Below are 14159 nucleotides of genomic sequence, written 5' to 3'. Positions count from 1 at the left end.
CCGGACTTCACTTTTTTGTCTCGGGCAGCGCCGCTTTGCTCAATGTCGTGCTGCGTTTCGGTAGGCGCGCCGGCGCCCGAGAAATCGCACAAGCAAGTTCCGTCTGCTCTTACGCTGGACAAGATCGATGTCGCTGACAAGCTTTGCGCCGCCCTCGCGCCGCTCCAATGTGATCTTGCGGCTATGGAAGGCTTCCAGCTCGGCGCGATGCGCTACGCTTATGATGGTGACCTTCGGCAATTCGTGAATGATCATCTCCATCATCTTGTCCTGACTCTTTTCATCGAGTGCTGACGTTGCTTCATCCAGCACGATGATATCGGGGCTGTGCAGCAGAAGACGCGCGAAGGCGAGCCGCTGCTTTTCGCCACCCGACAAGGTCTGGTCCCATGGCGCGTCGTCCTCGATCTTGTCGTTCAGATAATCGAGTCCGACCTTGTTGAGGGCAGCCTTGATCTTGCCCAGCGTCCAGCGATCGGCGGCGCCTGGATAGGCGACTGCGCGGCGAAGCGTCCCGGTGGGGACGTAAGGCCGCTGCGGCAGCATGAACAGCCGTCTGTCGGCGCGGATGTTGACGCTGCCGCCACCCCACGGCCACAGACCTGCGATGGCCCGCACCAACGTACTCTTGCCTGAGCCGGATTCGCCGGCAACGAGCACCCGCTCGCCTGCTTCGATCACGACCCTAGTTTCCTTGACCACGGCGGTGCCGTCGTCGAGCGACACGGACAGATTGTTCAGGCTGAGCATCGCATCGCCTGCAGTTTCGCCGCGCTTTATGCGTCCCAGTGTGTTGCTCTGTTCCGCGCGCTCGAGTCCGTCGAGTGACATCATCAGTGAGGCGATGCGCCGTGCGCAGGCGTTCCAATCGGCGAGACGGGGGTAGTTGTCGACCAGCCATCCGAACGCGCCCTGCACGATGGCAAAGGCAGAGGCAGCCTGCATTACCTGTCCAAGTGTCATGCTGCCTTCGAGAAACTTTGGAGCGCAAAGCAAAACCGGCACCACAGGCGCAAACAAACTTGCCCCCTGCGACACCAGCGCTGTGCGCATGTGCTGGCCTGTAAGAAGCGCCCATTGCTTGAGCACATGGGCGAACGTCTTGTCGATGCCGCTACGCTCCTCCTCCTCGCCACCGAGCAATGCTATACTCTCGCCGTTTTCCCGCACCCGCGTCAGCGTGTAGCGGAATTCGGCTTCCGCCGGATTTTTTTCCTCGGAGAGGCGGACGAAGTGGCGGCCAATGACCGCCATCGAGGTGGATGTGATCGCGGCATAGAATACCGCGGTGATGACGAGAAAGCCGGGAATGGTCACGGTCGAACCTGCGATCGTCAGGGTCAAGGCCCCACCGATCGTCCAGAGCACCACGATGAACGTCGAGGCCGACAGAAACGCGTTGATGACGCCGGCGATGAAATCGACCGGAGATTCGGTGGCAATCCGCAAATCCTCCGTGATGCGGGCTTCGGGGTTCTGATGATCGCCGCCGACGAGGTTCAACTGAAAGTAGCGGCCGCTTGCAAGCCAACGCGCGATGACCGCGGTGGCGAGCCACGAACGCCAGCGGCGCTGAATCGTCATGCGAAGGAAGACTTGTGCAACGACAAGGCTTCCGCTTCCGAGCACGAGCGGCACGAAAACGGCGCTCAGGATATAGACGGTGCGAGCATTACGTTGCTCAAGAGCGTCGAAAATTGCGCGGTTCCAGACATTGATCCCATACTGGAAGCCGACATTGATGACGATCAGGACCAAGAGCCCGATCGTGAACGGCCATGCGAGCCTATCGCCTCCGCGGCTCCAATAGCCGCGCGCGCTCATCCAGAAACGCCTCAGCAAGTATCTCTTGCGCGCCTGCTCAGCCTCTTCACGGGTCAGCTCCGGATCGGGTTCGATAAAATCCGGCGGCGGGGCCGCGCCGGCGACCTCAGACGCGACTTCGACAGTCGATTGCCTCTCCTGGCGCGACTTCTCGGCATCGCGTGATGTGGCGCCATCGACCGATTTCGGCTTGAATTTAGCCTCGGACATACCGGCGATAACGGCTTAGAAATCAGAAGGTTTCATGATGTTCGATCCAATGAGCTTCAGGAGCTAGTCATCTCAGATCGTGCTCACGGCGACGGGGGGATTCGATCGCGAGGCCACGGAACATGACGAGCGACCGGACCCCTCGCTCTGGGGCGCACTGGAGCGGCCACCTGTGGGTCGACGTAGCTCAGGACCGCCGCCACCAGGCCGACGATCATCTGGAGACGCGCCGGAGCGATCGTGTCACTGTCTTTGAAGAATGCGAAACGCAAAAACCGCGCTCCATCGGGAACGCGGCTTTGCCAGATACGCATGGCGCTTCGCTAACAGAACACTTGCGAAACTTACGGGCTCCGGTACGCGAGACCTGATCCGGAGCGCCGGGCGGATGCGATATGCCGCCTCGCATTCCGTTTTACAGGCACATCGTTACCGGGGGGTTATCGAGAGTTTAAGCAAATCTAAATTTGCGGTGTTTCTTTTGCCGGGAAATTGAAAAGCCCCGTCGAGTTCGAGGCTTAAAGCGCATCGGGTCTGAAGGGACTCATGCAAACCGGTGCGCACCCTCGGGTCAAGCCCGACGGCAAGCTTTTGGGCGACATGCATTAGGCCGGGGTTCCGCGCAGGAAATTTATGATGCCGGAAAAATCGGCACCGGCATGTCCCTGGGCGTTGAACAGCGCATAAAGCTGGGCGGCCTCGGCGCCCAGCGGCGTCACCGCACCGGCACTTTGCGCGGCTTCCTGCGACAGTTTCAGGTCCTTCAGCATCAGCGCTGCGGCAAAGCCCGGCCTGTAGCCATTGTTGGCCGGCGATGTCGGCACTGGGCCAGGCACCGGGCAGTAGGTGGTCAGCGACCAGCATTGGCCGGAGGAGGTCGAGGCGACGTCGAACAGCGCCTGATGCGACAGGCCGAGTTTTTCCGCCAGAACGAAGGCTTCTGCGACGCCGATCATAGAAATGCCGAGGATCATGTTGTTGCAGATCTTTGCCGCCTGTCCGGCGCCGTCATCGCCGCAATGGACGATACGGCCGGCCATTGGCTTGAGGATTGGCTCGGCTTTGGCGAAGGCGTCCTTCGAGCCACCGGCCATGAAGGTCAGTGTGCCGGCGGTGGCGCCGCCGGTGCCGCCGGAAACCGGCGCGTCGATCGACAGAAGCTCATGTCTTGCGGCAATAGCGTGGGCTTTCCGTGCCGATTCGACGTCGATGGTCGAGGAATCGATGAACAGCGCGCTTTTCTTCGCCTTGGACGCGATGTCTTCGTAGACCGACAGGACGTGCTTGCCGGCCGGCAGCATGGTGATGACCACATCGGCCCCTTTCACCGCAGCAACGGCATTGGCCATGATGACGACGCCGTGGTCCTTGGCGATGACGAGATTTTCCGGCAAGAGGTCGAAGCCGTGCACGGCATATCCCGCCTTGACGAGGTTGGCGGCCATCGGATTGCCCATATTGCCGAGGCCGATGAAGGCGATGGTGGTCATAATGGCGCTCCGTGATTTAGGTGAGGCAGTAGGCGGTAGGCGGTCTATTTGGGCGCAAGCTTGATAATAAGTTGGCGAAGCATTTTTCCGATGCCCGCGGTTGCTAACAGCATGTGATAGGCTTGATCATGGGTGGCAAGGCCGATGCGTTCAGCGATCTGGAGGTGTGTCTCGAACTCCTTCAGCGAGCCTTGAGCTATCCTGAGAAATTGCTGATAAGAGCCTCTGTTGTCTCGGCCATAACCTTCCGCGATGTTTGCAGGGATAGAGGTCGCTGAGCGGCGGATTTGGCTGGTCAACCCATACAATTCCTCTTTTGGCCATGCCTTGGTCAAGGAGTACGTGGTGACGATCAGATCCATCGCCTGCTGCCATACGATAAGGTCCTTGTACGAATTGATCTTGCCGGTCATCCTACTGCCTACTGCCTACTGCCTATTGCCTTACCGGCCGATCAGGGCGCGTGCGATGATGACGCGCATGATCTCGTTGGTGCCTTCGAGAATCTGGTGGACGCGCAAATCCCGGACCAGCTTCTCGATGCCGTAATCGTGCAGGTAGCCATAGCCGCCATGCAGTTGCAGGGCGTCATTGGCGACGTTGAAGCCGATATCGGTGACGAAGCGCTTGGCCATCGCCGACCATTTCGAGGCATCCGGTGCCTTGCGGTCGAGCTTCGAGGCGGCGGCGTAGAGGAAGATGCGTGCTGCCTGCAGCTCGGTCTCCATGTCGGCGAGCTTGAACTGTAGCGCTTGGAACTGGTTGATCTTGGAGCCGAAGGCCTTGCGCTCGGCCGTGTAGGACAGCGCCTTGTCGAGCGCCGATTGTGCGCCGCCCAGCGAACAGGCGGCGATGTTGAGCCGGCCGCCGTCGAGCCCGGCCATGGCGATGCCAAAGCCGGCGCCTTCGGCCGAGAGCAGGTTTTGCGCCGGCACCTTGCAGTCCTCGAAGACGACCTGGCGGGTCGACTGCATGTGCCAGCCCATCTTGTGCTCGTTGGCGCCAAAGGACAGGCCGGGAGCGTCCTTCTGCACGACGAAGGTGGAAATGCCCTTCGGCCCGTCGGCGCCGGTGCGCGCCATGACGATGTAGATGTCGCTGTCGCCGGCGCCCGAGATGAACTGCTTGATGCCGTTCAGCACATAGTCACCGCCGCTTTTTACAGCGCGCGTCTTCAGCGCCGCCGCATCCGATCCCGATCCCGGCTCGGTCAGGCAATAGCTGGCCAGCCACTCCATCGAGGTCAGCTTCGGTAGGAAGCGCTGGCGCTGCTCGTCGCTGCCGAAGCGGTCGATCATCGACGCCACCATGTTGTGGATCGAGATGAAGGAGGAAAAGGCCGGATCGGCGCGCGAAAGCGCCTCGAAGATCAGCACGGCGTCGAGCCGGCCGAGCGCCGAGCCGCCGACATCGTCACTGACATAGATGCCGCCAAGGCCGAGCGGCCCCGTCTCGCGGATCACGTCGGCCGGAAAATGCTTGTTGCGGTCCCAGTCGAGCGCATTCGGCGCGACCCGGTCGGCGGCGAAGGCCTCGGCCATCTCCTGGATGGCGCGCTGGTCCTCGTTGAGCTCGAACTGGCTGGTGCCCGCATCGACAGCGGCGTCCATGGCGTGCTCCCTGATGTTTCCGGCCTGCTGGCCTGTCGTTTTTGGCTTTGCGCGCCGCTCAATCTAGACCAATGATGCCGCCGCGCAAGCCGACCATCTCCATCCAACCATCTGGGGAGCGGCTGTATGCGAATGCGTGTTTGGAGCAATGCGTGACGACAAATTTCGATCAACTGCTCGAACGTTTCCATGCCACTCTCGAAACGTTTGATGATGCGCTGGTGCGCGATGCCGTCGCCCGGATCGGCTGGGCCATGCCGGTGCGTCGGCTCGAGCCGCATCCGCTCACCTGTCTGCGCCAGCTCGACCGTATCGTCGAGCTCGCTCCGGCAGGCGCCAGGCCGCTGGTCGAGCTGCTTGCGGAGCGTCGCGGCGATCTGCACTGGGGGCAGACCTACAGCGAGGCGGATTTCGGCAAGACGTTCATCGACAATTACGGCTGGCTGGAAGTATTTGGCACGCGCGGCCATTTCGTCAACGACGAGGTTGCGGCCGGCCTGCTGATCCTCGGGCCTGATATCCTCTATCCCGACCATCATCACGTCGCCGAGGAGATCTACATTCCGCTGACCGGCGGCACCGAATGGCGCATGGGCGAAGGCGGCTTTCGCACGCGCGAGGCAGGCGAGGTGATCCAGCACACCTCCAATGTCAGCCATGCCATGCGCACCGGCAAGGAGCCGTTGCTGGCGCTCTATATCTGGCGCGGCGGGCCGCTGGCAGCCAAGTCGACGATCGCCGGAACGACGACGCGGGGCAAGGACTGATGGCCAAGGCAATCATGCTGCAAGGCACGGGCTCCGATGTCGGCAAGACGGTGCTGGTCGCGGGGCTGTGCCGCGCGGCCAGGAAACGTGGTCTGAAAGTGCGGCCGTTCAAGCCGCAGAACATGTCGAACAATGCCGCCGTCGCCGACATTCCGGGCGTCGGCGGCGGCGAGATCGGCCGCGCCCAATGGCTGCAGGCGATCGCCTGTGGCGTTGCGCCCTCCATCCACATGAACCCGGTGCTGCTCAAGCCGCAGACCGATGTCGGCGCGCAAGTGGTGGTGCAGGGCAAGGTGTTCGGCGAGGCGCGGGCACGCGACTACCAGGCGCTGAAGGGCCGGCTGATGGACGCCGTGCTGGAGTCCTGGGCAAAGGTCGGCGAGGGCGCCGATCTCGTCATCGTAGAGGGCGCCGGCTCGCCGGCCGAGATCAATCTCAGGAGCCGCGACATTGCCAATATGGGCTTTGCGACACGTGCCAACGTGCCGGTGATCCTCGTCGGCGACATCGATCGCGGCGGCGTCATCGCCTCGGTCGCCGGCACGCATCTGATCCTGCCGGAAGAGGACCGGCGCATGATTGCCGGCTATCTCATCAACAAGTTCCGCGGCGATGTCTCGCTGTTCGATGACGGCATCAAAGCGATCGAAAGATTCACCGGCTGGCGCTGTTTTGGCGTTGTGCCGTGGCTGAAGGCGGCGGCGCGGTTACCCTCGGAAGATTCCGTTGTGCTCGAACGGCTGGCGTCCGGAGAGAAGCGGGCGCTGAAGGTGGCGGTGCCGATGCTTTCGCGCATCGCCAATTTCGATGATCTCGACCCGCTCAAGGCCGAGCCGCAGGTCGAGGTGGTCTTCGTGCCGCCCGGCCAGCATTTGCCGGAGGACGCAGGGCTGGTGGTCATTCCCGGCTCGAAATCGACGATTGGCGATCTCCTGAGATTTCGCGAGAATGGCTGGGACCGCGACCTTGTCGCCCACAGCAAGCGCGGCGGCCACGTGGTCGGCATCTGTGGCGGCTTCCAGATGCTCGGCCATGTCGTGCGCGATCCCGACGGCATCGAGGGCAGCGTTACCGAGACCAAAGGGCTTGGCCTGCTCGACGTCGAAACGGTGATGGAACCGGAAAAGACAGTGCGCAATGTCAGCGCGCGCTCGGTGCAATTCGACCTGCCGCTCGAGGGCTACGAGATCCATCTCGGCCGCACCACCGGTCCGGACACGCTGCGGCCATCCGCGGTGATCAACGGCGTCGACGACGGCGCCATCTCCGCCGACGGCAAGGTGTCAGGCACCTATCTGCACGGGCTGTTTTCCGCTGACGCTTTTCGGGCGAAATTCCTGGAAAATCTTGGCGTGAAAGGCGGCGGCATCGATTATCGGGCCGAGGTCGAACGGGCGCTGGACGACGTCGCAGCCGAGCTGGAAACGCACCTCGACTGCGACGCTATCTTTGGCCTCGCGCGTTAGCTGGCGGGTTCGTCTGCCTTCGGCCAGTAGGTTCCAAACGACCAGACATTGCCTTCCGGATCGCGGCAGATGAACTCGCGGCTGCCATAATCGCGGTCGGTTAGCTCTTCCAGTATTTCGGCGCCGGCCTTTTTGGCTCTGGCATAGGCGGCATCGGCGTCGTCCACGGCGACATAGATCGATCTGCCACCACCTGAGCTCGGTGCACCGATCATCTGGCCAAACTTGTCCTCGCGTGCGGTGCCGAGCATGACCATCGAGGAGCCGAAGGTCAGTTCAGCGTGATGGACAATGTCGCCGTCGCCATAGCGGGCGCGGACGCTGAGGCCGAAGGCCTCGCCCAGCCAGTCGATCATCTTGGCGGCATTGCGGTAGCGCAGCGCCGGATAAAGCCGCGGCGCTTCGGTGGTGTTTGGCATGACGATCTCCTTCGTTTGGGTTGGTGATAACCCAGTCTGGGCGAAGGCCGTTCCGGCGTCTTGAAGAAATGTTACCTGAGCGTCCTGCAAGGACGCTGGGCGTCTAAGCCTGGGCGGCAAGCGTCGTCGGCGTTTCGCCGGCAAGATCGCGGAATTCGCGAACCAGATGCGCCTGGTCGGCATAGCCGCAATCGGCTGCGATATCGGCCCAATCGGATTTGTCCTGCCTTGACAGCCCGAGCGCCCGGTTGAAGCGGACGATGCGCGACAGCGTCTTGGGGCCGACGCCGATCGCGTTGGAGAATTTTCCTGCGAGATGCTTGCGGCTCCAGCCTATCCTGTCGGCGAGCGACGACACGCGAACGCGGCCGCCCGAGACGATGATCCGTTCATAGGCCCAGGCGATTTCGGACTGCGTTTCACGGGTCTCAGTCAGCCGTGTCGCGACGAACGTCTCGACGATGGCAAAGCGTGCGCTCCAGTCGCGCGCATTGCCAAGTCTTTCGCGCAGTGCGATCCCTTCGAGGCCAAGCACATCGTCCAGGCCGACCATGCGGTCGGTCAGTTCGCTCATCGGAAGGCCGAAGAAGCGGCGGGCGCCGAGCGGCGTGAAATTGACCTGGACGCAGCAGGCGCCGCCGAAGGATTCGATCACCACTGGACCGGCGTAGAGGCCGGCGGCGAAACTGGCGAAGCGGTCATTGTCGCCCGGCTCCTTGCCGAGCCCGATGGCGAAGGGTTCGGCAAAGCTGATGACCAGTGGGACGATCAGCGATGCATATTCGACGTTGCGGAAACGGCCCGGTGCCGTTTCGCGATAACCGCAGATGTCGGTAACTGCGCCGTGAAGCCCAGGGCCAGGCGCACGCCGCACCATCTCGAACCGGTCGGCAACCGAGCGGTCCTGTTGGCCATGGCTCTGCATCTCGACCGACATCGGCGATCCTTCCGCCCGAAGGAATCTAACAGACCCTGCGTCAAAATCAAAAGCGCCCGGCTTGTGGCCGGGCGCTCCGAGTTGCCTGAGATCTGAGTGCTTAAAGCGCGTCGCGTCCGCAAAAAATCTATGCAACGCGCTTTAAGCTTTTGTTTTTATGCATGTCGTCGACCCAAAACCGCTGCGCACTTTTGGGCGACATGCACTAAGCGCCGCGCATCAAGCAGCCACCGGCAAGCACGATATAAGCGATGAGGGCAATCCAAACCGCGGGTATGGGAATGAACGCAAGGACGCCAAAAGCGGCAAGAAGGCCGAGAATGGCGATAACAAGGGATATGATGAAAATAAGCTGCGTAGGCGCACTGAGATTCATGTGTGGCTCCTCCAACATGATTCGTACAACCGCATACTATCAGGCGCGCCGTCACACACCAATCAGCGTGCGCAGCGGGTTCGCCGGGTCAGCCAGCAGCTTTACGGCCAGCGCCAGACAGACGACCACCAGCAGTGGCTTGATCAGTTTTGCGCCATTGCGGATGGCGAGGCTGGCGCCGACGCGGGCGCCGAGGAACTGGGCGACACCCATCATCAGGCCGATTTTCCAGTAGACGACCCCGGCAGCAGCGAAGACGATGAAGCCGCCGATGTTGGAGGCGAAGTTGAGCAGCTTGGTATGCGCTGTCGCCTTGAGCACGCCGTAGCCGGCAAGGGTGACGAAGGCCAGCATGTAGAAGGAACCGGCCCCCGGCCCGAACAGTCCGTCATAGAAGCCGACAATTGGCACCAGGATCAGTCCGAACAGGAACGGCGACAGCCGCCGGGCGCGGTCGACATCGCCCATGTTTGGCTTCAGGGCGAAGAAAAGGGCGATGGCGATCAGCAGGACCGGCAGAAGAGCCCGCAACAGATCGCCCGGGACGAATGTCGCCAGCAAGGCGCCGAGAGCACTGCCGGCAAGCGCCAACAGGGCCGAAGGAAATTGCCGGCGCAAATCGACATGGCCCTTCGCGGCGTAGTGGATGGTCGCCGAGCCTGAGCCGAACATGCCCTGCAGCTTGTTGGTTCCCAGCGCCTCGACTGGCGAGAAGCCCGCCAGCAGCAGTGCTGGAATGGTGATCAAGCCACCGCCGCCGGCAATCGAATCGACGAAGCCGGCAGCGAAGGCGGCGGCGCCGAGGATGACGACGGTCTGGGTGGCGAGATCGAACATCGGATGGTTGCGGGAAGGGCTCTGGGCCAGCGGGAAGATGTGGCGCGTTCGAACCACAGCCGACCGGTTTGCGCAAGGCCGATTCCGCGCTACCTATGCCAAGCGCGCCGCGACGCGCTTGGCTCTTTGTTTTATGCATGTCGTTATCTCAAAACCGCTGCGCACTTTTGAGCGACATGCATTTGACGAATCGGAAAGGGACGCTGATGGCATTCGCTTTGCTGGACCAGATACGCTCGATCTTCGACGGCGACCCCGGCGTGCGCAAGGTTGCGGACGATCCTGTGCTGTCGGCGGAACTGCTCATGCTGTTTCGCATGATCCTGGCCGACGGCACGGTCAGCGAGAGCGAAATGGTCGCGCTCAGGCGCATCTGCCGGGAAGCCTTCGGCATTCCGGAAGCCAGCATCGACAGCGTCATCGAATATCTCAACGAGTTCGGCTACGAGACCAACAGCTCGCAAGCCATCGCGCAGTTCCGTGACCTCGACGTCGAGCGGCGCAAGCTGCTTGCCCGCCACATGGCCGAGATCGCCAAGGCCGATTCGCAGCTTGCCGGAAACGAGATGCAGCTCTTGCGCCGCACGCTCGACCTGCTCGACATCAGCCCTGCCGATGTGGTGAAGCCGCAAGCGTAAGCCTCTAACGGCCCGCGCTTCACCCTTGCTCCTGTAGCCGGCGCGCTATTGCCCGGTGCAGGTCCGGAGCCGCAGCGACGAGCGCCTTGGCGGCTTCGGATTGCGGATGGTCGAGAACCTCGCTCGTCTTGCCGCGCTCGACGATCTTGCCGTCATGCATGACCATCACCGCGTCGGTAATGGCGCGGGCGACGGTCAGATCGTGGGTGATGAAGAGGTAGGCGATGCCGAGCTTCTGGTTGAGCTCGGCGAACAGGTCGAGCACCTGGGCGCGGATCGAGACGTCGAGCGCCGAGACCGGCTCGTCGGCGACGACCAGTTTGGGGCGGGTTATGATGGCGCGGGCGATCGACAGGCGCTGGCGCTGGCCACCTGAAAATTCGTGCGGATATTTGTCCATGTCGCGTGGGCTGAGGCCGACCTCGTGCAAGGCCTTTGCCACCATCTCGCGCCGCTCCCCATTCGTCGGCTTCTTCTCCAGGACATGCAGTGGCTCGGCGACCAGTTTTTCGACCTTCTGGCGCGGGTCGAAGGAGCCGTAAGGGTCCTGGAACACCACCTGCATGTCGCGGCGCGCCGGCTTGAGCTCCGCCTCGCTCTTGCCAACGATGTCTTGCCCACGAAACCGGATCGTTCCCGATGTCGGCCCGTCCAGCGCCAGGACCATGCGGGCAAGCGTGGACTTGCCGCAGCCCGAGCGCCCGACCAGCGCCACCGATTGACCGGGATCGATCGAGAACGAGACATCGTCGACGGCGCGGATCGGGGCCGCCCGCTTCAACAGCGATTTGCGACGTCCCGGATAGTCCCGCGTTACACTGTCTACCTGAAGCAGGGGTTTGGCACCCAGGGGGTTGTCCAGGCCGACCTCATGCGTCCTGGCGCGCGCCGGGACATGCATAGAGGCCTGCGCCAACTGCCGGGTGTAGGGATGAAGCTGCTCGGACAAAGTGCGCGCCGTGTCACCGGTCTCCATCACTTCGCCGTGGCGCACGATGGTGATGCGATCCGCCATCTCGGTCACCACCGCGAGATCATGCGAGATCAAGAGCAGGCCCATGCGATTTTCCGCGACCAGGTCGCGCAACAGATCGAGGATCTGCGCCTGCAGCACGACATCGAGCGCCGTCGTCGGCTCGTCGGCGATCAGCAGCTTGGGTTTCAGTGCGCAGGCAATGGCGATGACGACGCGCTGGCGCTGGCCGCCGGAAAGCTCGTGCGGATAGCGCGACAAAGGAAACTGCGCCGCCGGCAGGCCGACCCGGTCGAGCATTTTTCGCGCGCGGTCCTCGGCGTCGGCTCGGCTTGCCCTGGTGTGCCAGCGGATGCCTTCGGCGACCTGTTCGCCAATAGTCTTGACCGGATTGAGTGCCGTCATCGGCTCCTGGAAAACCATGCCGATATCGTCGCCGCGCAACGCGCACATCTGGTCTTCGCTGGCCGCAAGAATGTCAATGCCGTCGAAGGTCACGCGCCCAGTGGCGCGTGCCGCCCAGGGCAGAAGCTGCATCACCGTCAGCGCCGTTATCGACTTGCCCGAGCCGGATTCGCCGACCAGCCCCATCACCTCGCCGGGAGCGACGGAGAGTTCGACATCCCTGAGGATCGGCGTGTCGCCGATGCTCAGCGACAGTTTCTCGATTTCGAGCAGGCTCATCGCTGCCGCCGCGATTTGGGGTCGAGGATGTCAGCAATACCGTCGCCGAGCAGGTTCAGTCCAAGCACGGTGACGACGATCGCCATGCCCGGAAAAATCGCCATCCACGGCGCCGCCACCATGCGGGTCTGCGCATCGAACAGCATCCGGCCCCAGCTCGGCATTGGTGGTTGTGTGCCCAGCCCGACATAGGAAAGCCCGGCTTCGGCCAGAATACCCAGGGCGAATTGGATGGTGCCTTGCACCAGGAGCAAGGTGACGATGTTGGGCAGCACATGTTCCAGCGTGATCAGCGTCCTGCCTTTGCCGGCGGCGCGCGCGGCGAGGATGAATTCGCGCGGCCAGATCGCCAGCGCGCCGGCCCGGGCGACGCGGGCGAAGACCGGGATGTTGAAGATGCCGATGGCGATGATGGCGTTGAGCGCGCCCGGCCCGAAGATGGCGGTGATCATGATCGCCGAGAGCAGGGCAGGGAAGGCGAAGACGAGATCGTTCAGCCGCATCACCGCTTCGTCGACGATGCCGCCGCGCGCCGCGGCAAAGGCGCCGAGCGGCACGCCGATGCCCATGCCAATGCCGACCGCCACCAGCGCCACGGCGATCGAGTTGCGGGCGCCGACCATGATCATCGACAGAATGTCGCGGCCGAAATGGTCGGTGCCGAACCAGTGCGCCGGCGAGGGTGCCTGGGTCTTGTCGGCGATGATCAGCCTGGTGACGTCAAAAGGCGTCCAGAAGAACGAGACGATGGCGACCGCTGCCACCAGTACGGTGATGACGAAGCCGGCGAGGAACGAGCGGTTGGTGAAGGCCTTGACGAGGATGTCGGCAAAGTTTTCCCGTGGAATGTCGAAGCGCAGCGTCATTGGCGGCTTCTCAGGCGCGGATCGACGACCGCATAGGAGAGATCGACAAGCAGGTTGACGGCGATGACGGCGGCGACCAGCAGCATGACGACGCTTTCGACGACGATCAGGTCGCGCTGGGTGATCGCCTGGAACACCAGCCGGCCAAGGCCGGGCAGGTAAAAGACATTCTCGATGATAATGGTGCCGGCGAGCAGGAAGGCGAACTGCAGGCCGAGAATGGTCAGCACAGGGATCATGGCGTTGCGCAGCGCGTGCCGCCACAGCACCGCGCGATAGGGCAGGCCCTTGGCGCGGGCGGTGCGGATATAATCTTCGTTCAGCACTTCGATCAGCGCCGAGCGGGTGACGCGGGCGAGGATCGCCGCTTGCGGCAGGGCGAGCGCGATCGCCGGCAGGACCAGCGATTTCAGCGCCGGCCAGACGCCCGCGCTCCACCCCGGAAAGCCGCCCGCAGGCACCAGCCGCAGCCAGACGGCAAACAGGTAGATCAGCATCAGCGCAAACCAGAAGTTCGGTACGGCGACGCCAAGTTGTGCGGCGCCCATCGCAATCGTGTCGCCGGCCCGTCCGTGGCGGCCGGCGGAAAACAGCCCGACCGGAATGGCAATGATGGTGGACAGCGCCAGCGCGATCAGCGCGAGCGGCAGCGAGACGACGACGCGCTCGCGGACAAGCTCGATGACCGGCACCGAATAGGTGTAGGAGCGGCCGAAATCGAGGCTCAGCAAGCCGCCGGCCCAGTGCAGATAGCGCGCGGCAAGGGGAGCGTTGAGGCCCATCTGGTTGCGCAGCAACTCGACCTGGTCGGCACTGGCGTTCAGGCCAAGCATCAGCCGCGCCGGGTCACCGGGAATGATCTCCAGCACGGCAAAGACCACCATCGAGGCCAGAACCAGGGTGATGAGGGCAATGGCGAGACGTTTGAGGAGATAGACGGTCATGAAGGGAGGACCGCTGCGCTGCCTGACGCAAAGACCGGGCAAGGGTCGCGTTCCCGCCCACCCTCCTCTGTCCTGCCGGACATCTCCCCCGCAAGCGGGGAGATTGGCAGTTTCCAAG

The 14159-nt window shown here is 62.9% G+C and carries 13 protein-coding genes and 1 pseudogene; 3 read left to right on the top strand and 11 right to left on the bottom strand.

The window, feature by feature from the left end; all coding sequences use genetic code 11:
* Positions 1-7: 7 nt before the first annotated feature.
* The 4 genes and pseudogenes from E5W87_RS17050 to E5W87_RS17035 form a co-directional block, all read right to left on the bottom strand.
* Positions 8-2034 (bottom strand): annotated as a pseudogene (locus E5W87_RS17050) (ABC transporter ATP-binding protein/permease).
* Positions 2035-2639: 605 nt separating this feature from the next.
* Positions 2640-3524, bottom strand: coding sequence for a 3-hydroxyisobutyrate dehydrogenase (gene mmsB / locus E5W87_RS17045; RefSeq protein ID WP_292399665.1), 885 nt, complete (start codon positions 3522-3524; stop codon positions 2640-2642).
* 44 nt (positions 3525-3568) lie between these two features.
* Positions 3569-3937 (bottom strand): four helix bundle protein, encoded by a 369-nt coding sequence (locus E5W87_RS17040; protein ID WP_292399662.1) that lies wholly within the window; start codon positions 3935-3937, stop codon positions 3569-3571.
* Between the two features lie 30 nt (positions 3938-3967).
* A complete protein-coding gene (locus tag E5W87_RS17035; protein WP_292399660.1) occupies positions 3968-5134 on the bottom strand; it encodes an isobutyryl-CoA dehydrogenase in 1167 nt (388 codons plus the stop codon).
* Between the two features lie 152 nt (positions 5135-5286).
* On the opposite strand from E5W87_RS17035, the gene E5W87_RS17030 reads away from it, so the two are divergent.
* Both E5W87_RS17030 and E5W87_RS17025 read left to right on the top strand, forming a co-directional pair.
* Positions 5287-5901, top strand: a complete 615-nt coding sequence (locus E5W87_RS17030; protein ID WP_292399657.1) for a dimethylsulfonioproprionate lyase family protein — start codon at positions 5287-5289, stop codon at positions 5899-5901.
* On the top strand, positions 5901-7367 hold the full coding sequence (locus E5W87_RS17025; protein ID WP_292399654.1) for a cobyric acid synthase: 1467 nt from the start codon (positions 5901-5903) through the stop codon (positions 7365-7367). The genes E5W87_RS17030 and E5W87_RS17025 overlap by 1 nt, the downstream gene beginning before the upstream one ends.
* On the opposite strand, the gene E5W87_RS17020 is transcribed toward E5W87_RS17025, so the two are convergent.
* The 4 genes from E5W87_RS17020 to E5W87_RS17005 all read right to left on the bottom strand — a co-directional run bounded on the left by E5W87_RS17020 (position 7364) and on the right by E5W87_RS17005 (position 9936).
* The gene (locus E5W87_RS17020; protein ID WP_292399651.1) at positions 7364-7786 is read right to left on the bottom strand and encodes a VOC family protein; all 423 of its coding nucleotides are present in this window, start codon (positions 7784-7786) and stop codon (positions 7364-7366) included. The two genes, E5W87_RS17025 and E5W87_RS17020, sit on opposite strands and share 4 nt — an antisense overlap.
* Positions 7787-7889: 103 nt before the next feature.
* Positions 7890-8723: an AraC family transcriptional regulator gene (locus E5W87_RS17015; RefSeq protein ID WP_292399648.1), complete on the bottom strand. Its 834-nt coding sequence runs from the start codon at positions 8721-8723 to the stop codon at positions 7890-7892.
* 205 nt (positions 8724-8928) lie between these two features.
* A complete protein-coding gene (locus E5W87_RS17010) occupies positions 8929-9099 on the bottom strand; it encodes a hypothetical protein (protein ID WP_095486751.1) in 171 nt (56 codons plus the stop codon).
* A gap of 51 nt (positions 9100-9150) precedes the next feature.
* A complete protein-coding gene (locus tag E5W87_RS17005; RefSeq protein WP_292399646.1) occupies positions 9151-9936 on the bottom strand; it encodes a TSUP family transporter in 786 nt (261 codons plus the stop codon).
* A 206-nt stretch (positions 9937-10142) separates the two neighbouring features.
* Between E5W87_RS17005 and E5W87_RS17000 the strand changes: the two genes are divergently transcribed.
* Positions 10143-10574, top strand: a complete 432-nt coding sequence (locus tag E5W87_RS17000; RefSeq protein WP_292399644.1) for a TerB family tellurite resistance protein — start codon at positions 10143-10145, stop codon at positions 10572-10574.
* Positions 10575-10593: 19 nt separating this feature from the next.
* Here E5W87_RS17000 and E5W87_RS16995 read toward each other — a convergent pair whose 3' ends face one another.
* The 3 genes from E5W87_RS16995 to E5W87_RS16985 are packed head-to-tail and all read right to left on the bottom strand — an operon-like array spanning position 10594 to position 14041.
* Positions 10594-12231, bottom strand: a complete 1638-nt coding sequence (locus tag E5W87_RS16995) for an ABC transporter ATP-binding protein (RefSeq protein WP_292399641.1) — start codon at positions 12229-12231, stop codon at positions 10594-10596.
* Positions 12228-13097 (bottom strand): ABC transporter permease, encoded by an 870-nt coding sequence (locus E5W87_RS16990; protein ID WP_292399636.1) that lies wholly within the window; start codon positions 13095-13097, stop codon positions 12228-12230. Before E5W87_RS16990 ends, E5W87_RS16995 begins: the two co-directional genes overlap by 4 nt.
* Complete coding sequence (locus tag E5W87_RS16985) at positions 13094-14041, bottom strand: ABC transporter permease (protein ID WP_292399632.1); 948 nt, start codon at positions 14039-14041, stop codon at positions 13094-13096. Before E5W87_RS16985 ends, E5W87_RS16990 begins: the two co-directional genes overlap by 4 nt.
* Positions 14042-14159 lie beyond the last annotated feature (118 nt).

Origin of the sequence: Mesorhizobium sp., assembly GCF_004962925.1 — a bacterium.
Lineage (GTDB): Bacteria > Pseudomonadota > Alphaproteobacteria > Rhizobiales > Rhizobiaceae > Mesorhizobium.
Note: the sequence above shows the minus strand (reverse complement) of the source record. Positions and strands in the feature narration are given on the sequence as shown.